This is a genomic window from Allobosea sp. UNC402CLCol (genome assembly GCF_000745475.1).
Taxonomy (GTDB): domain Bacteria; phylum Pseudomonadota; class Alphaproteobacteria; order Rhizobiales; family Beijerinckiaceae; genus Allobosea; species Allobosea spartocytisi.
Genome location: NZ_JQJJ01000008.1, coordinates 687,419 through 705,168 on the forward strand (window position 1 = coordinate 687,419; position 17,750 = coordinate 705,168).

Here is a 17,750-nt window from a genome sequence, read left to right on the forward strand (position 1 = left end):
TCGCGCCAAACCTGTCATACAGCTTGACAGACAAGCAAGCTCAAACGAGAACTCACGCCCTGAAATTCCGGGCGCGATCGCGTGAAACAGGTACGCATTTCAGATCAGGTCGCCGACTACATCGTCCGGCTGATCCTCGAGGAAGGACTCGGCCCCGGCGACGCCCTGCCGAGCGAGTCGGAGCTTGCACGCCAGTTCGAAGTGAGCCGGCCGGCCGTTCGCGAAGCGACGAATGCGCTGGCCGGACGCGGCCTCATCACCGTGTCGAGCGGGCGCAGCCCGACCGTGTCAGCCCTGGCGCAGGCGCCGTTCGCCAATCTGATGAATCATGGCCTCGCGATCGGCCAGGTCAGGATGCTGGACGTGATGAATGTGCGGCGCGGGCTCGAGGAGGTCGCGGCCGAGCTCGCCGCGCTGAACCGTAGCCCTGAACAGGCTGCCGAGCTGGAAAGGCTGGCAGCGGCGCTCGGAGCAGCGCGCGGCGATGTCGAGACCTTCTGGCGCCTCGATATCCAGTTCCACAAGACCCTGGCCGAGGCGAGCGGCAACCATCTGCTCGCTTCATTGCTCGCCGGCATCAGCGAGGTCGCCAGCCGGTCGACCCGCAGCGGCCTCAGCCTCGCCCGCAATGCCGAGGAATGGGGCGTGATCGTCGAAGTCCATCTTGAAACGGCTGCCGGCGTCATCGCCGGCGATCCCGGACGTGCCCGCGCCGGCATGGCCGCGCATTTCGCCTCCGCCATAGGCCGCTTCGAGCGCGCGCTCACCCAGAACCGAGGACCATCATGACTGCCAATCCCGCTATCGCCTCGCCGGAGGAAGCCCTGTTCGCCGAGATCAAGGCCAAGCTGTACACCGCCGTTCTCGGCGACGTGATGGATGCGATGGGGCTGACGAGCCAGTTCCTTCCGCCCGAGATCAGGGCCCTGGTGCCCGGAACCGTCATCGCCGGCAGGGCCATGACGGTTCAGGAGGCCGATTGCGCCGGCGACACCGCCGTGCGCGGCGGCGCCGAGCCCTTCGGCCTGATGTTCGAGGCTCTCGACGACCTCAAGCCCGGCGAGATCTATATCTGCACCGGTTCCTCGCCGACCTATGCGCTCTGGGGCGGCCTGATGAGCACGCGTGCCGCCAAGCTCGGCGCGGTCGGCGCCGTGCTGGACGGCTACCACCGCGATACCCGCGAGATCCTGGGTCTGGGCTTCCCGATCTTTTCGGCGGGCAGCTATGCGCAAGACCAGCGTGTGCGCGGCCGCGTCATCGATTATCGCTGCCCTCTGCGCTTCGGCAATGGCTGTCGCGTCGAGAACGGAGACCTCGTCGTCGCCGATATCGATGGCGTCGTCATCGTCCCGGCCAGGCACGAAAAGGACGTTCTGGCGGCAGCTTTCGACAAGGTGCGCGGCGAGAACGACGTCCGGGACATGATCCTGGCGGGCGAGACGACGACCGCGATCTTCGCCAAGACCGGAATCATGTGAGCGGGCACCGCGAACGGACAGAATCAAAAGAGGAACGCCCACAGATATGACGACGACAGACGCTTCCACGCCGGCGGCGACCGAGGCCGGCCGGGCGAATCTCGGCAAGGCCGTGACCGCAGCGACGGTCGGCACGGTGATCGAATGGTACGACTACGCGCTCTACGGCGCCGCCTCGGGCGTGATCATCAACAAGCTGTTCTTTCCCAACCTCTCGCCGACGACCGGCGTGCTGGCCGCCTTCGCGACCTTCGCGGTCGGCTATTTCGCGCGCCCCGTCGGCGGCATCGTCATCTCGCATATCGGCGACACGTTCGGCCGCAAGCCGGCCCTGATCCTGACCATCACTTTGATGGGTCTGGCGACCGTGCTGATGGGCTTGCTGCCGACCTATGAAAGCATCGGCCTTGCAGCACCGATCCTGCTCGTGCTCATGCGCCTGATCCAGGGCTTCGGCGCGGGCGCGGAGCTCGCCGGCGCCATCGTCCTCGTCGCGGAATACGCGCCGCCCAGCAAGCGCGCCTTCTACACCGGGCTGCCCAATGCCGCGACGCTCGTCGGCATCATGCTGGCGACGCTCTCCTTCCTGCTGATCTCCTATCTGCCCGAGGATGTGCTGCTCGGCTGGGCCTGGCGCGTTCCCTTCCTGATCTCGGGCGCGCTGTTCCTGGTCGCGTTCTATATCCGCAAGCATCTCGACGAGACGCCGGAATATGTCGCGGCGATGGCCCGCGCCGAGGCGAAGCGCCACGAGCAGCGCGTGCCGCTCGGCGAGCTCTTCCGCAACAGCCCGCGCGAGGTCCTGTTCGGCTTCCTGAGCGTCACCGGCCACAATGCCAACGCCTATATCCTGAGCGCCTTCTCGCTCAGCTACATGATCAACACGGTCGGCATGTCCCGCACCGAGGGCCTGGTCGCCGTCACCATCGGCTCGCTGTTCGGCATCGCCGGCGTGCCGCTCATGGGAGCGCTGGCCGATCGCATCGGCAGCGCCAAGGTCTATGCCGGCGGGGCTCTGTTCGTGCTCCTCCTGGCCTATCCGCTGTTCTGGATGTTCGACACGCACAGCGTGGTCTGGTCCACGGTGGGCATCGGCCTGGGCTACGGCATCGGCTTCGGGGCGATGGCGGGCGCGCAGGGCGCGTTCCTGGCGAACCTGTTCCCGACGCGCTATCGCTTTTCCGGTCTCGCCATGTCGCGTGAGCTCAACGGCGTGCTCGTCGCGGGCCCCACGCCGCTGATCGCGGCATCGCTGGTCGCAGCTGCGGGCGGCAAGCCGACCCTGGTGGCCGCCTATCTGATGGCCTGCTGCGCCCTGACGATCATCGCGGTCCTGGTGATCAAGCATCGCTCGATCCACGATTGAGCCTCAACGCCCCGCACGGGCTCGGCTTGCACGAGCCCGTGCGGATGCTCCGGCTTTGCGAAAGCCGCCGCGCCGTCAGCCGACCTTGCCGTAGCCCGCGAATTTCGCCGAGACCCGCGCCATCTCCTCGGTGTCAAGGATGACCGGCTCGAGCCCCGCGGCGAGGATGTCGAGATACTGCCCGGCGAGGTTCTCGACCTCGGCGACGATCTGATGCGCGCCGGCAAGCGAGCCGCCGAGCGCGATGACGCCGTGATTGGCGAGCAGCACAGCCTTGCGACCCTCCAGCGCCTGCACCGCATTGGCGGCAAGCTCGGGCGTGCCGAAGGTCGCATAATCGGCGCAACGCACATCCGCCCCGCCGCAGAGCGCGATCATGTAGTGGAAGGCCGGAATGCCGCGCCGCGTGCAGGAGAGCGCCGTCGCGCGCGGCGAATGGGTGTGCACGATCGCCTGCGCATCCGGCCGCGCCTTGTAGATCTCGACATGGAACGGCCATTCCGAGGATGGCTTGCGCGCGCCCGAAAGCACCGCGCCGTCGAGCGAAAGATGGATCAGATCCTCCGGCTTGGTCTGCGCATAGGGCAGCCCGGACGGCGTGACCAGCAAACCGCCCTCGAAGCGCGCCGAGACATTGCCGGATTTCGAGGGGCAGAATCCAGCCCGGTCGATCGCCTGCGCGACCCCGACGATCTCTGCCCGCAACGCCTGCTCGTTCATGCCGCCGCTCCACACGCCAGATCCGGGAACAGCCCCGCCAGCCCCTCGCTGCTCGCGGCACAGACGCCACGCTCGGTGATCAGCCCCGTCACCAGCCGCGCCGGCGTGACGTCGAAGGCCGGGTTCGCCACCGCGCTGCCCGGCGCCACGACCCTGACCGCCCTCACCTCGCCATCCTCCGCCAGCCCGGCGAGATGCGTGACCTCGCGACCGGCGCGCTCCTCGATCGGAATATCGCGCAGGCCGTCGCGAATGCTCCAGTCGATCGTCGGCGAGGGCAACGCGACATAGAACGGCACACCATTGTCATGCGCCGCCAGCGCCTTGAGGTAAGTGCCGATCTTGTTGGCGACATCGCCGCTCGCCGTGGTGCGATCCGTCCCGACGATGACGAGATCGACCTGCCCCCGCTGCATCAGATGGCCGCCGGCATTGTCGGTGATCACGGTATGCGGCACGCCATGGGCGCCGAGCTCATAGGCCGTCAGCGCCGCGCCCTGGTTGCGCGGGCGCGTCTCGTCGACCCACACATGGACCGGAATGCCGGCATCATGGGCCAGATAGATCGGCGCCAGCGCCGTACCCCAGTCCACCGTGGCGATCCAGCCGGCATTGCAATGGGTCAGGATATTGACGGGCTGGCCCGCCGGCTTGCGCGCCGCGATCTCGCGGACCAACGGCAGGCCATGCCCGCCAATGGCGCGGCAGAGCGCGACATCCTCGTCGCAGATCGCAGCCGCCTCGCCATAAGCTGCTTCGACGCGGGCGGCCGGAGCAAGCGGTGCCAGCACGCGCCGCATGCGCGCGAGCGCCCAGCGCAGATTGACCGCCGTCGGCCGCGTGGCGCCAAGGAGGGCCAACGCCACGTCCAGAGCCGTGTCGGACGCGTCGGCCCGCATCGCCAGCGCCACGCCATAGGCGGCCGTTGCGCCGATCAGCGGCGCGCCGCGCACCACCATGTTGCGGATCGCGTCGGCGGCCTGCTCGGCCGAACCGAGCGCCACCGTCTCGAAGCGGAAAGGCAGCCGCGTCTGGTCGATGACGACGACGCGCCAGCCGTCCTGTGCGAGCCAGATCGTCCGGTAATGCTGGCCATTGATCTTCATTGTCTGCGCTCAATGCCCGCTGAAGGAGACCAGCGTCCGGACCGGCACGCCGAGCCGGCGGATCTTGTCGGCCCCGCCGAGCTCCGGCAGGTCGACGATGAAGCACGCCGCCACCACCTCGGCGCCGAGCCTCGTCAGGAGATTGACCGCGCCTTCCGCCGTGCCGCCGGTCGCGATCAGATCGTCGACGAGCAAGACGCGCTCGCCCGGCTGCACCGCGTCGCGATGCACCTCGATCTCATCGGTGCCGTATTCGAGCGCATAGGTCACGCGCAGCGTCTCGCCCGGCAGCTTGCCCTTCTTGCGCACCGGGATGAAGCCGGCCGAAAGCTGGTGCGCCACCGCGCCGCCGAGGATGAAGCCCCGCGCCTCGATGCCGGCGATCTTGGCGATCTTTAAGCCCGCGAAGGGCTGTACCAGCTCGTCCACAGCGCGCCGGAAGGCACGCGCATCGCCGAGCAGCGTGGTGATGTCGCGAAAGATGATGCCGGGCCGCGGATAATCCGGGATGGCACGGATCGTGTCGGCGAGATTCATGGGCGGCATCCCGGGCGCGTGGTCGAGCGCCTTGGTCGGACGCCCGGCCCGCTTCGTCAAGGGTGCGGCCATCACGCGCTCTTGAGCACCCGTCCGGCGACGGCGTCGAGCTTGGCCAACAGGGCCGGATCGCGGAAGGCAGGCGCCGTGATGATCGCGTTGTCGAGGGCGTTGTGCGAGCCGGCAGGACAAGGCTCGCGCTCGGCCGAGAAGTCCGCGGCCAGGCGAGCGACGAGGCGGCGCGCCTTGTCGGCGTTCTCATGCAGCACCGCGACGACGGAGGCGACGTCGACCGCGCCATGCAGCTCGTGCCAGCAATCGTAATCCGTCACCATCGCGACGGTGGCGTAGGTGATCTCGGCCTCGCGCGCGAGCTTGGCCTCGGGCATCGCGGTCATGCCGATCAGGTCATAGCCAAGCCCGCGATAGGTCATCGATTCGGCATAGGTCGAGAATTGCGGCCCTTCCATCGTCACCAGCGTGCCGCCCCGAACGAAGGGCAGTTCCTCCGCTTCAGCCGCTTCGGCGAGCCGGTTCTGCAGACCCGGCCCCACCGGATGGGCGACGGAGACATGGGCGACGCAGCCCTTGCCGAAGAAGGAACTCTCGCGCCGGCTGGTACGGTCGACGAACTGGTCGACCAGCACGAAGAGCCCCGGATAGAGCTCGGCCTTGTAGGAGCCGCAGGCCGAGAGCGAGACGAGATCGGTCACGCCCGCCCGCTTCAGCACGTCGATATTGGCGCGGTAGTTGATGTCGGAGGGAGAGAGCGCATGGCCCCGCCCGTGCCGCGGCAGGAAGACGATCTTCGTCGAGCCGATCCGGCCGATCCGCAGCGCATCGGAAGGTTGGCCCCAGGGGCTCTCGATCCGCTCCTCGCGGATATCCGTCAGGCCCGGCAGATCGTAGATGCCCGATCCGCCGATGATTCCGAGTACGGCTTCGCTCATGAATGCTTCCCTCAAGCATCGGCCGAAAGGTGGAAGCCACTTTTCGGGGACAACCGATGCGGTAACAAATAGGTCGATCGCCGTTGCCGCGCCCGATAGGACGCGCGGCGTTCCGGTGCGGGCGCGGAAGGGATCACCTTTCGATGACGCTCGCAATACAGGACCCGCAAGATGGGCGGAAACGGAGGCCCCAAAAGAAAAAGGCCCCGCCGAGCGGAGCCTTTTCCAGAAGGATGTCCTGTTGCCTCAATGGGCCGGCGAGCCATCCGGCATGCGCGACCAGATCTTCTTCTTGCTGAAGTAGAGCAGGAAGGCGAGGATCACGAGGAAGGGCATGAACCACAGCGCGATGCGCTTGCGCTGCTCCATATGGGGCTCCGCCATCCAGACCATGAAGGCGGCGACGTCGCGCGCGTACTGGTCGACCGTCTCGGGCACTTGCGGCTTGCCGTCCGCGCCCTTCGGATATTCGACCTGACCGTCCGAAAGCGGCTTCGGCATCGCGATCAGGTGACCGGGCATGTATTCGTTGTAATTCTGCCCGGGCAGGAGAGCCTGGAAGCCGGCGGGCGGCTCCTTGTAGCCGACCATCAGGGCGTGGATGTAGTCCGGGCCCTGCTCCTGATACTGGGTGAAGATGTCGAAGATGAAGCGCGGGAAGCCGCGCTCATAGGTGCGCGCCTTGGCCAGAACCGAGAAGTCCGGCGGATAGGCGCCGCCCTGGGCCGCACGGGCCGCCTGCTCGTTCGGGAAGGGCGAGGGGAAACGATCCGCCGGGCGGCCCGGCCGGTCGAACATCTCGCCCGTCTCGTTCGGGCCGTCCTTGATCTGGTAGGTCGCCGCGAGCGCCGCGACCTGGCCGGGCGTGAATTCGGGGCCGCCGGGCTCCGACAGGTTGCGGAAGGCGACGAGGCTGGCGCCGTGGCAGCTCGAGCAGACTTCCTTGTAGACCTTGAAGCCGCGCTGGAGCTGCGCCCGGTCGAACTTGCCGAGCGGGCCCGAGAAGCTCCAGCTGAGCTGCGGCGGCTCGACACGACCTTCCGCCGCGCGGGCGGCCGGAAGCGACAGTGCCGTGAAGGCAAGGCCGGCGGCGAGACCCGTCAGGGCCAGACGAAACGATGTTCTGCTCATGGTTCCGTCAGCCCTTGACGTTCGGTTCGGCAGCGGTGGCGGCCGCCATGCGGACGGCCGAGCCGTTCTTGGCGGAGGCCAGCACGGAGTCGGCGATCGAGGTCGGCAGCGCCTTCGGACGCTCGAACAGGCCGACGACGAACAGCGCGACGAAGAAGCCGAAATACAGCACGGTGAAGATCTGCGAGGCGATGACGTAGCCGCCCTCCGGCGGCATCGCGCCGAGATAGCCGAGCCCGATGCAGACGATGACCCAGGCCCAGAACAGCTGGCGCGCGATCGGCCGGTAGTTCATCGACTTGACCTTGGAGGTGTCGAGCCAGGGCAGGAAGGCGAGCACCACGATGGCCGAGCCCATGGCGAGGACGCCGCCGAGCTTGTCGGGGATGGCGCGCAGGATCGCGTAGAACGGCAGGAAGTACCATTCGGGCACGATATGCGCCGGCGTCGCGGCCGGGTTCGCCTGGATGTAGTTGTCGGCGTGGCCCATGAAATTCGGCTGATAGAACACGAACCAGCCGAACACAATCATGAACACGACCATGCCGAACACGTCCTTGATGGTCGCATAGGGCGTGAACGGAACGGTGTCCTTCTCGACGTTCTTCACCTCGACGCCGGTCGGGTTGTTCTGTCCGACGACGTGCAGCGCCCAGATGTGCAGCCCGACGACGCCGAAGATCATGAACGGCAGCAGGTAGTGCAGCGAGAAGAAGCGGTTCAGCGTCGGATTGTCGACCGAGTAGCCGCCCCAGAGATAGGTCACGATCGTCTCGCCGACCACCGGCAGGGCCGAGAACAGGTTGGTGATGACGGTCGCGCCCCAGAAGGACATCTGGCCCCAGGGCAGCACGTAGCCCATGAAGGCCGTGGCCATCATCAAAAGGAAGATGACGACGCCGAGGATCCAGAGCACCTCGCGCGGGGCCTTGTACGAGCCGTAATAGATGCCGCGGAAGATATGCACATAGACCGCGACGAAGAACATCGAGGCGCCGTTGGAGTGCAGGTAGCGCAGCAGCCAGCCATAGTTCACGTCGCGCATGATGTGCTCGACGGAGTTGAAGGCCATCGTCGCATGCGGCGTGTAGTGCATCACCAGGATGACGCCGGTGATGATCTGCGCCACCAGCATGAACACCAGGATGCCGCCGAAGGTCCACAGGTAGTTCAGGTTGCGCGGAACCGGGTAGGACACCGCCGAATCATGAGCCAGCCGGATGATCGGCAGGCGCGCGTCGAGCCAGCGTTCGATGCCGGTCTTCGGAACGTATGAACTGTGACCACTCATGAAGAATGCCTCAAGGCTGTCTCAATCTGTCGGGAAAGCGTCGAGCGCATCGCTCAGCCGATCTTGATCTTGGTGTCCGCCGTGAAGGCATAGGGCGGAACCGGCAGGTTGAGCGGTGCCGGGCCCTTGCGAATGCGGCCGGAGGAATCGTAGTGCGAGCCATGGCAGGGGCAGAACCAGCCGTCGAAATCGCCCTTCGACTCGCCCGGAGCGGTGCCGAGCGGAATGCAGCCGAGATGGGTGCAGTTGCCGAAGACGATGAGATACTGCTCGTGGCCGGCCTTGGTGCGCTGCTGGTCGGTCTGCGGGTCGCGCAGCGTGCTGACGTCGACGGCGAGCGCCTCGTCGATCTCCTTCTTGGTGCGGTGGCGCACGAAGATGGGCTTACCGCGCCAGAAGATCTTGATCGCCTGGCCAGCCGCGATCGGCGCCAGATCGACATCGACCGGCGCGCCGGCCGCGATGGTCTGGGCGTCGGGCGCGAGCTGGCTGATCAGCGGAACGACGATGGAGCCGGCCGCGACCGCGCCGGCGGCGCCGGTCGCGAGCAGCAGGAAGTCGCGGCGGGTTGTTCCGGTCGATGTATCGGTCGCGTGCGCCACGATCCAATCCCTCATACGTCTTGCGAGCTGGAACAGCTCGAAATTGTCGCCTATCGCCCTCATAGGGGCGCGTCGCAACCTCCGCAATGCGGCGGTGCGTCACCTTGGGCTCTTTGACATGCAGATTTGACGAAGTCTACTGTCGCGAGCGTCCCGTCAGCGCATGGCGCACAGGCGGCTGGCGAGGGCTCAGACCGCGAGCTTCTCCGGATCGGCCGCGGCCAGGAATCCGCCGGACTGGCGGGCCCAGAGCCGGGCATAGAGCCCACCGCGCGCGATCAGCTCCTCATGGCTGCCGGTATCGACGATCCGGCCCTTGTCGAGCACGATCAGGCGGTCGAGCGCCGCGATGGTCGAGAGCCGGTGCGCGATCGCGATCACCGTCTTGCCCTGCATCAGCGCCGCGAGCTGCTGCTGGATCGCCGCCTCGACCTCCGAATCGAGCGCCGAAGTCGCCTCGTCGAGGATCAGGATCGGCGCATCCTTCAGCAGCACGCGGGCGATCGCAATGCGCTGGCGCTGGCCGCCGGAGAGCTTCACCCCGCGCTCGCCGACGCGCGAATCGAAGCCCTTGCGGCCGTCCTGGTCGTGCAGGCCGACAATGAAGTCGTGCGCCTCGGCCTGCGTCGCCGCGGTCGCGATCTCGGCCTCGCCCGCGCCGATGCGGCCATAGGCGATGTTGTCGCCGATCGAGCGGTGCAGCAGCGAATTGTCCTGCGTCACCATGCCGATCTGGGCCCGCAGCGAATCCTGCGTGACATGGGCGATGTCCTGCCCGTCGATCAGGATGCGCCCGCCCTCGAGCGGGTAGAGCCTGAGCAGAAGGTTCACCAGCGTCGACTTGCCCGCGCCGGAGGGGCCAACAAGCCCGACGCGCTCGCCGGGCTTGATCGACAGGTCGAGCCCGTCGAACAGCCCGTCCCCCTTGCCGTAGTTGAAGCGGATCTTGTCGAAGCGGATCGCCCCTTCGTCGATCACCAGCGGCACGGCGCCGGGTGCATCCGGCAGGTCGTGCGGCTTGGCGATCGTCTCCATGCTCTCCTGCACCGAGCCGATATTCTCGAAGATGCCGCGCACGAGATGGATCAGCCAACTCGACATCTGCACGAGGCGCAGCACCAGGCCGATGGCCGCCGCGACCGCGCCGGGCGTCATCTCGCCATGGCTCCACAACCAGAGCGCCAGCCACGCCGTCGCCACGACGAGCAGGCTGTTCATCGCCTGCAGGATGACACTGACGCCCGTGATCAGGCGCGAGAGATTGAGGAAGGATTCGTTCCACCATCCCAGCGATTCGCGCACGGCCGAGCGCTCGGCATCGGCCCGCGCGAACAGCTTCACCGTCAGGATGTTGGTATAGGAATCGACGATGCGCCCGGTCGTGCTGGAGCGGCCGAGCGAATTCGCCTCCGAGCGCTTCTTGGCCCGTGGCACGAAATAGACCAGCAGCGCCACATAGGCTCCGAGCCAGGCGACGACCGGCAGCGCCAGCCACAGGCTGGTCTTGCCGAAGAAGCCGATCGCGACCGTGGCGAAGACCAGCGCGTACCACAGGTCGTCGATGACCTCGATGGTCGCGCCGCGGATCGACTGCCCCGCCTGGATGACGCGGGCCGAGAGCCGCCCGGCGAAATCGTTCTGGAAATAGGAGAGCGCGTGGCCGAGCGTGTAGACATGGTTGCGCCAGCGGATCTGGTTGGTGATCTGCGGCACCACAACCTGGTCGACGATGGCGTGGTTGGCGAAATAGATCAGCGGCCGCACCACGACGAGCAGGAAGGCCGCCCCCGCGAGCACCCAGCCATGGTCGCGGAAGATCGTCTCGGGCGACTGGGTCGAGAGCAGGTCGACGAACCAGCCGACCATCAGATACATCGCCGCCTCGATGCCGCTGAAGCCGAGGCCGGTGATCATGATCACCGCCATCCAGCCCTTCACGCCCTTGATGTGATGCCACATGAACGGCCAGACGCCGCGCGGCGGCGTCTCCCGCTCGTCGAAGGGAGCGAAGACGTCGATGCGGCTCTCGAGCCAGCGGAAAAGCGATGCGAACATGAACCGCCCTCCTCTGGGTCGATATCGCGGCGAAATTCAGAGCGAGATATGGGTTCGATTCAGACCGAAGACCACCCTGCTTGACGCATGTCGGCCCGCCAGCCCATGACAGCAGCCCGATGACAGCCATTGTTCTCCGCCTCGCGCTCTTCCAGCCGGACATTCCGCAGAACGCCGGCACGATGATCCGCATGGCGGCCTGTCTCGGCCTCGCCGTCGATATCGTCGAGCCGGCGGCCTTCGATGTCTCGGACCGACATTTCCGCCGCTCGGGCATGGACTATCTCGAGCGCGCCACCGTGGCGCGCCATGATTCCTTCCGGGCCTTCGAGGAATGGCGCCGGGCGGAAGGACGCCGGCTCGTGCTGGCCGAGACGGATGGCGATGTCGCCCTGCCGGATTTCGCCTTCCGGCCGAACGACATCGTCATGGTCGGGCGCGAATCCGCCGGCGTGACGCCTGAGGTGCGCGAGGCGGCGCAGGCGAGCCTGCATATCCCGATGCGCCCCGGTTTGCGCTCGATCAATGTCGCGCTGGCCGCCGCGATGGTAATGGGCGAGGCATTGCGACAGACAGGCGGCTTTCCCGGCCGCGCAGAAGCCAACCGGACCGATCATGAGCACGCGCCGCCCCGCTGAAACCTCCGCTCCCGTCGATGCTGCCGCCGTCGCCGCGCTGAAGCCACGCGCGGCGGCCTGGTTCGCGGATCTGCGCGACCGGATCTGCGCGGCCTTCGAGCAGATTGAGGACGAGGCCGCCGGTCCCTTCGCGCCCGAGGCCGATGCCACGCCCGGCCGCTTCGCCCGCAAGCCCTGGCAGCGCACCAATCATGACGGCGCGCCGGGCGGCGGCGGCGTGATGTCGATCATGAAGGGCCGCGTCTTCGAGAAGGTCGGCGTCCATGTCTCGACGGTGCATGGCAGCTTTCATCCCGACTTCGCCGCGCAGATTCCCGGCGCTGCGGACGATCCGCGCTTCCACGCCACGGGCATCTCGCTGATCGCCCACCCCTGGAACCCGAACGCCCCGACCGTCCACATGAACACGCGTTTCGTGGTGACGACGCGGCCTTGGTTCGGCGGCGGCGCCGATCTGACGCCGGTGCTCGACGCCCGCCGCACGCAGGACGATCCCGACAGCCGCGACTTCCACGCGGCGATGCGCCGGCCCTGCGACCGCTTCCCGAAGGTCGCGGATTATCAGAACTTCAAGGAGTGGTGCGACGAGTACTTCTTCCTGAAGCACCGCAACGAACCGCGCGGCATCGGCGGCATCTTCTACGATTATATCTGGACCGGGGATGTCGAAGCCGACTTCGCCTTCACCCGCGCCGTCGGCGAGGCGTTTCTCGACATCTATCCGAACGTCCTATGCCGCAACATCGGCAAGCCCTGGAGCGAGGCACAGCGCCATGAGCAGCAGGTCCGGCGCGGCCGCTATGTCGAGTTCAACCTGCTCTATGACCGCGGCACGATCTTCGGCCTGAAGACCGGCGGCAACGTCGATTCCATCCTGTCCTCGATGCCGCCGACGGTGCGCTGGCCGTAAGGCGCGCAGCCTCGCCAAGCGGGGCATGGGGGAACCGGCGCTTACCGGGCCGACCTTACGATCTCTCCGACAAACCCCATCTGCTCATCCATGCCGGCCGGGCAGCCGGCCTCGATCCAGCCCCGCCGGGCTGCTTCCAGCAGCCGTCCGACACGAGGCCCGGGCGGGACGCCAAGCGCGACGACGTCCTTGCCCGTCGGCAGGAAGGGCGGCGTCCTGGCGAGCTCGGCGATGAGCTGCTGCACGTCATGTCCGGCCTCTTTCCCGGCCGAAGCGCTCAGCAGGACCAGTGCGGCGGCGACCGCATCGCTCCCCGTGCTTTGAGCGGCATGGCGCAGCGAGACGACGGGAGGCAGGCCCGGCTGCCCGCCGAGGCTTTCCAGCGCGGCGGCGATTCGCTCGATCCGGTCGAACTCCTCGTTGGACAGCCTCAATCGCTCGCGCAGCCTTACGGCGTCCTCGCTCACCGCGACCGACAGCGCCGCCAGCCGGAACGCCGGATGGACACCTTCGCCGCCATCCCCGGCCACAGCCGCGAAACGGGAGAGATGCGGCACCCCGCCGATCACCGGCATCAGCAGCCCGGCCCCCGCCATCGCCTGCAAGGTGGCCGAGGCGCCCGGCGCGACCAGCAGCTTCATCAGCTCCGCCCGCACCCGCTCGCGCGACAGGCCCCCGAGCCCATCCCGCCCGGCGATGCAGGCCGCAATCCCCTCGGAATCGGGCCCCCCTGCGCCATAGCGCGCATGAAAGCGGAAGAAGCGCAGGATGCGCAGGTAGTCTTCGCGAATGCGGGTCGCGGCATCGCCGATGAAGCGTACGCGGCGCGCGGCGAGGTCGGCGAGGCCTCCGCAATAGTCATGGACCCGGCCGTCCCGGTCGAGCCCGAGCGCATTGATGGTGAAGTCGCGTCGCGTCGCATCGGTGGTGAAGTCGCGGCCGAAGACGACCTTGGCCCGGCGTCCGTCGGTCTCGACATCCTGCCGCAGCGTCGTCACCTCGAAGCTCGCGCCGCCACCGACGAGCGTCACCGTGCCGTGCGCGATGCCGGTCGGCACGGCCTTGAAGCCCGCCGCCCGGCCGCGCCGGATCGTTTCCTTCGGCAGGGCGGTCGTGGCGAGATCGATATCGCTGATCGGCTCGCCGAGCAGCAGGTTGCGGATGGCACCGCCGACGATGCGGGTCTCCTCGCCCTCGCCGTTGAGCGCGGCGAGCAGGCGCACCAGAACCGGTCGCGCCAGGAAGGCCGCGATCCTGTCCTGTGCCGGAGCGTTCATCGGAACCGGCCGGGCACGAGCACGCCGTTCTCCATATGCGGCGGCTCGTAGGCGCCCTGGCTGCGCTTCGTCATGAAGCCCTCGACGGCGAGGATGCCGATCACCAGCGCGAGCCCGACGACCGCCAGCCAGAAGGCATGGCGACTCCAGTGCTCGACATCGAAGGGGTTGCGCCGCCGGACGACGAGATAGCCCGCGAAGATGCAGAAGGGCAGGACGAAGAGCAGAACCTCTTCGATGATCGCGCGCAGCATTCTCTCGTCCTTCAGCCCGCCAGCCGCTCGTAAAGGTTACGAATGATGCCGGCGGTCGCGCCCCAGATATAGCGATCCCCGAAAGACATCGCATAGTAGGTGCGCATATGGCCCTGCCACTCGCGCCCCTCGCGCTTGTGGTTGGCGGGGTCGAGCAGGAAGGAGAGCGGGGTCTCGAAGGCCTCGTCGACCTCGTTGTGGTTGATCGTCAGCGAGAACGGTGGCTCGACCAGCGCGACCACCGGCACGATGCGGTAGCCGGTTCCGGTCAGATAGGCGTCGAGGAAGCCGAGCGTGCGGACATGCTCGCGGGCAAGCCCGATCTCCTCCTCCGTCTCGCGCAGCGCGGTCACGACTGGCGAGCCGTCGACGGCATCGACCCGTCCGCCCGGAAAGGCGACCTGCGCCGAATGGTTGCGCAAAGCCGCCGATCGCTGGGTGAGCAGCACGGTCGGCCCCGCCGCGCGCGCCACCACGCCGATCAGCACGGCGGCGGGAACCGCCCGCTCCTCGTCGGGAATGGGCACGGGCTGCGGCTGATTCTCATGGTCGCCGCGCGGCCGGGCGATCACATCGCCGAGCAGAGGCGGCTCGGGCCGCAGGCGCTCCCGCGCCAACGCCGCGAAGACCTCGGCGCTGAGATTGAGGGCTTTCCCTGATGTCATGAGATATCGAGGCCCTCGATCTCGCTTGCCGGCAGAGCCGGATAGAAATGCCCCGCGGCCGCGATGCCGAACATTGCCTCGCCCGCGACCTCCCGCACCTCGCCGAGTGCCAGAAGGTCATAGGTCAAGGCCCGCGTCAGCCGGGCCCAGAGCCCACGCCGGACATGCACATAGGGCTTCAGCCCGTCCTTGGCAGCCCGCTCGAAGCGCAGGCCATGCTCCGGCCCGACGCTGAGCAGGTCGTCGACCTGCGTCCTGAAGGCCAGGGTGCGCCCGTCGCCCTCACCGTCGACCTGCATCTCCACGGCCTGGAAAGGCGCATCGTCGACCCGGATGCGGATTTTTTCGACCGGGGTCACGAGAAAGTGCTCGTCGCCCTCGCGCTTGAGAACCGAGGAGAACAGCTTCACCAGCGCCGGCCGGCCGATCGGCGTACCCAGATAGAACCAGGTGCCGTCGGCGGCGATGCGCATGTCGAGATCGCCGCAAAAGGGCGGGTTCCAGCGCTCGACAGGCGGCAAGCCGCGCGGTTTGCCGGGCGTTCCGCTCCCGAGCGCCGCCATCAGCCTTTCCATCGCATTGCCCGGCGCCGTCATCGAAAGCCCCGCCGTTTTCGTCCGCGGCATATTGGTTGCATCGTGTTTCCGCCTTGAACTCCACATAATCGTGAAGCCGAGTTTATGTGTACCGCCGCAATCGGCGCTTGAGACTGCAAAACGGCCCGTCCACATTCAACGGTGGAACATGCCGTCGGGTTCGCGTCCTGCGATGTGCGTCCCGAAAGCAGCAAGGATGCAAGGGTGAAGGAGATCGACATGGCGGCGCAAGCCCGGGCAAACGAGAGCACTTCGCCGATCGACCTCGATACGGGCATCGTCGAGGCGGCCGAGGCCGCGCTCAGTGCCATCGGCTCGGCCCGCAAGGAGATCGGCCAGGTCATCTTCGGCCAGCAGAAGGTGGTCGATCTCTCGCTCATCACGCTGCTGGCCGGCGGCCACGGCCTACTTGTCGGCGTGCCCGGCCTCGCCAAGACCAAGCTCGTCGAGGCGATGGGCACGGTGCTCGGCCTCTCGGCCCGGCGCGTGCAGTTCACGCCCGACCTGATGCCGTCCGACATCCTCGGCTCGGAGGTTCTCGACGAGTCGAGCGACGGCAAGCGCCATTTCCGCTTCATCAAGGGCCCGGTCTTCGCCCAGCTCCTGATGGCGGACGAAATCAACCGCGCGAGCCCGCGCACCCAGTCGGCCCTGCTGCAGGCGATGCAGGAGCACCACGTCACCGTCGCCGGCGAGCGCTACGACCTGCCCGCCCCCTTCCACGTCCTCGCCACCCAGAACCCGATCGAGCAGGAAGGCACCTATCCGCTGCCGGAAGCCCAGCTCGACCGCTTCCTGCTCGAGATCGATGTCGGCTATCCCGACCGCGAGGCCGAGCGGCGCATCCTGCTGGAGACCACCGGCGCCACCGAATACAAGCCTTCGCAGGCGATGACGGCCGAGACTCTGATGTCGATCCAGCGGCTCGTCCGCCGTCTGCCGGTCGGCGATGCCGTGGTCGATGCCATCCTCGACCTCGTCCGTTCCGCGCGTCCCGGCGAGGGCGACGCGGCCATCACCGACAAGCTCGCCTGGGGCCCCGGCCCGCGCGCCAGCCAGTCGCTGACGCTGGCCGCCCGCGCCCGCGCGCTCGTCGAGGGCCGGCTCGCCCCCTCGGTCGACGACGTCGTCGCGCTCGCCGCCCCCGTCCTCAAGCATCGTGTCGCGCTGACCTTCGCCGCGCGCGCCGATGGCGAGACCGTCGAGGGCGTGATCGGCCGCTTGGTGGAACGGCTGGGATAGGCTGATGCTGCGCACGCGTGTCCTGAGTCAGACCGAGCGACAGCCGGCGAGGCCCGTCCTCACCGCTTCGCTCGACCTTGCCGCGCGCCTGCCCCGCCTCATCCTCGAAGCCCGCCGCGTCTCGGCCAGTGTCCATGGCATTCACGGCCGCCGCCGAGCCGGGCCGGGCGAAACCTTCTGGCAATACCGGCCGCTGGTCGCCGGCGAATCCGCTTCGCGCATCGACTGGCGCCGCTCGGCACGTGACGGCCACCTTTTCGTGCGCGAGCGGGAATGGGAAGCCTCCCACACCGTCTGGCTCTGGATCGACCGCTCGGCTTCGATGGGCTTCGCCTCCTCGCTCGCCCTCACCTCCAAGATCGACCGCGCCCTCGTCTCCGGCTTCGCCCTGGCCGAGACGCTGGTCGAAGGCGGCGAGCGCATCGGCCATCTCGGGCTGACCCGGCCGCTCGCCTCGCGCAACATCATCGAATTGCTCGCCCAGGCCATCGTCGCCGACCGCAAGAACGCGGAGGACGATCTGCCTCCAGCGATGCCGCTGCCGAGGCTCGCCGATGCGATCATCATCACCGATGGGCTCTCGCCCTCCGCCTCGCTGGCGCAGCGCATCGGCACCCTGTCGTCGAGCGGCGCGCGCGGCCATGTCCTGCTGATCGCCGATCCGATCGAGGAGACCTTTCCCTTCACCGGCCAGGCCGAGCTTTTCGACCTCGAGGACGGGCTGACCCTGCGCGTCGGCGATGCCGGTTCCTGGGGCGAGGAATATCGCCAGCGGCTCGCCGCCCATCGTGAGGCGATCAAGGAGGCCTGCCGCAAGGCCGGCTGGACCCTGACGCTCCACCGCACCGACCGGCCGGCGAGCGAAGGCGTGCTGCGCGTCGCCAGCCTCATTGCCGCCGCGCGCGGCGCTTCCGGCTTCTAGGGAGGGA

Annotated in this window: 19 protein-coding genes; 7 read left to right on the forward strand and 12 right to left on the reverse strand. The window is 67.7% G+C overall.

Translation table 11 applies throughout. The annotated features are described in order from the left end of the window. Positions 1–81: 81 nt before the first annotated feature. From GY40_RS05305 to GY40_RS05315, 3 genes are read left to right on the forward strand one after another with little or no spacing between them, the layout of a single operon-like run. Positions 82–789: a FadR/GntR family transcriptional regulator gene (locus GY40_RS05305; RefSeq protein ID WP_051987533.1), complete on the forward strand. Its 708-nt coding sequence runs from the start codon at positions 82–84 to the stop codon at positions 787–789. Beyond that, positions 786–1,481, forward strand: coding sequence for an RraA family protein (locus tag GY40_RS05310; protein WP_038359239.1), 696 nt, complete (start codon positions 786–788; stop codon positions 1,479–1,481). The genes GY40_RS05305 and GY40_RS05310 overlap by 4 nt, the downstream gene beginning before the upstream one ends. Positions 1,482–1,527: 46 nt before the next feature. Further along, on the forward strand, positions 1,528–2,847 hold the full coding sequence (locus tag GY40_RS05315; protein ID WP_038359241.1) for an MFS transporter: 1,320 nt from the start codon (positions 1,528–1,530) through the stop codon (positions 2,845–2,847). Between the two features lie 75 nt (positions 2,848–2,922). Here GY40_RS05315 and GY40_RS05320 read toward each other — a convergent pair whose 3' ends face one another. From GY40_RS05320 to GY40_RS05355, 8 genes are all read right to left on the reverse strand, one after another. Next, positions 2,923–3,567, reverse strand: coding sequence for a class II aldolase/adducin family protein (locus tag GY40_RS05320; RefSeq protein ID WP_038359243.1), 645 nt, complete (start codon positions 3,565–3,567; stop codon positions 2,923–2,925). Next, positions 3,564–4,673: an S-methyl-5-thioribose-1-phosphate isomerase gene (gene mtnA / locus GY40_RS05325; protein ID WP_038359246.1), complete on the reverse strand. Its 1,110-nt coding sequence runs from the start codon at positions 4,671–4,673 to the stop codon at positions 3,564–3,566. Before mtnA ends, GY40_RS05320 begins: the two co-directional genes overlap by 4 nt. Positions 4,674–4,682: 9 nt before the next feature. After that, positions 4,683–5,219, reverse strand: coding sequence for an adenine phosphoribosyltransferase (locus GY40_RS05330; RefSeq protein WP_038360183.1), 537 nt, complete (start codon positions 5,217–5,219; stop codon positions 4,683–4,685). 62 nt (positions 5,220–5,281) lie between these two features. Next, the gene (locus GY40_RS05335) at positions 5,282–6,160 is read right to left on the reverse strand and encodes an S-methyl-5'-thioadenosine phosphorylase (protein ID WP_038359248.1); all 879 of its coding nucleotides are present in this window, start codon (positions 6,158–6,160) and stop codon (positions 5,282–5,284) included. 246 nt (positions 6,161–6,406) lie between these two features. Next, the gene (locus GY40_RS05340) at positions 6,407–7,291 is read right to left on the reverse strand and encodes a cytochrome c1 (protein ID WP_038359249.1); all 885 of its coding nucleotides are present in this window, start codon (positions 7,289–7,291) and stop codon (positions 6,407–6,409) included. A gap of 7 nt (positions 7,292–7,298) precedes the next feature. Continuing rightward, the gene (locus GY40_RS05345) at positions 7,299–8,582 is read right to left on the reverse strand and encodes a cytochrome b (protein WP_038359251.1); all 1,284 of its coding nucleotides are present in this window, start codon (positions 8,580–8,582) and stop codon (positions 7,299–7,301) included. Between the two features lie 53 nt (positions 8,583–8,635). Continuing rightward, complete coding sequence (petA, locus tag GY40_RS05350; RefSeq protein WP_248311091.1) at positions 8,636–9,184, reverse strand: ubiquinol-cytochrome c reductase iron-sulfur subunit; 549 nt, start codon at positions 9,182–9,184, stop codon at positions 8,636–8,638. 189 nt (positions 9,185–9,373) lie between these two features. Further along, the gene (locus tag GY40_RS05355) at positions 9,374–11,239 is read right to left on the reverse strand and encodes an ABC transporter ATP-binding protein (protein ID WP_038359252.1); all 1,866 of its coding nucleotides are present in this window, start codon (positions 11,237–11,239) and stop codon (positions 9,374–9,376) included. Positions 11,240–11,358: 119 nt separating this feature from the next. On the opposite strand from GY40_RS05355, the gene GY40_RS05360 reads away from it, so the two are divergent. Next, entirely contained in the window at positions 11,359–11,877 is a 519-nt protein-coding gene (locus GY40_RS05360; RefSeq protein ID WP_051987534.1) for a tRNA (cytidine(34)-2'-O)-methyltransferase, read from the forward strand. Further along, positions 11,855–12,787, forward strand: a complete 933-nt coding sequence (gene hemF, locus GY40_RS05365; protein ID WP_038359253.1) for an oxygen-dependent coproporphyrinogen oxidase — start codon at positions 11,855–11,857, stop codon at positions 12,785–12,787. Before GY40_RS05360 ends, hemF begins: the two co-directional genes overlap by 23 nt. A 41-nt stretch (positions 12,788–12,828) precedes the next feature. Here the strand turns inward: hemF and GY40_RS05370 are convergent, their stop codons facing one another. Genes GY40_RS05370 through GY40_RS05385 form a run of 4 tightly spaced genes read right to left on the reverse strand, consistent with a single transcriptional unit; the run spans position 12,829 to position 15,558 of the window. Further along, the gene (locus tag GY40_RS05370; RefSeq protein WP_038359255.1) at positions 12,829–14,064 is read right to left on the reverse strand and encodes a CCA tRNA nucleotidyltransferase; all 1,236 of its coding nucleotides are present in this window, start codon (positions 14,062–14,064) and stop codon (positions 12,829–12,831) included. Then, positions 14,061–14,318, reverse strand: coding sequence for a DUF6111 family protein (locus GY40_RS05375; RefSeq protein ID WP_038359260.1), 258 nt, complete (start codon positions 14,316–14,318; stop codon positions 14,061–14,063). The genes GY40_RS05370 and GY40_RS05375 overlap by 4 nt, the downstream gene beginning before the upstream one ends. An 11-nt stretch (positions 14,319–14,329) precedes the next feature. Next, a complete protein-coding gene (locus tag GY40_RS05380) occupies positions 14,330–14,983 on the reverse strand; it encodes a CoA pyrophosphatase (RefSeq protein ID WP_038359262.1) in 654 nt (217 codons plus the stop codon). Further along, positions 14,980–15,558, reverse strand: a complete 579-nt coding sequence (locus tag GY40_RS05385) for a DUF1285 domain-containing protein (protein ID WP_248311118.1) — start codon at positions 15,556–15,558, stop codon at positions 14,980–14,982. Before GY40_RS05385 ends, GY40_RS05380 begins: the two co-directional genes overlap by 4 nt. 240 nt (positions 15,559–15,798) lie before the next feature. Here GY40_RS05385 and GY40_RS05390 point away from each other — a divergent pair, with 240 nt between their 5' ends. Both GY40_RS05390 and GY40_RS05395 read left to right on the forward strand, forming a co-directional pair. Further along, the gene (locus GY40_RS05390) at positions 15,799–16,821 is read left to right on the forward strand and encodes an AAA family ATPase (protein WP_051987619.1); all 1,023 of its coding nucleotides are present in this window, start codon (positions 15,799–15,801) and stop codon (positions 16,819–16,821) included. Positions 16,822–16,825: 4 nt separating this feature from the next. Continuing rightward, complete coding sequence (locus GY40_RS05395; protein WP_038359263.1) at positions 16,826–17,743, forward strand: DUF58 domain-containing protein; 918 nt, start codon at positions 16,826–16,828, stop codon at positions 17,741–17,743. Positions 17,744–17,750 lie beyond the last annotated feature (7 nt).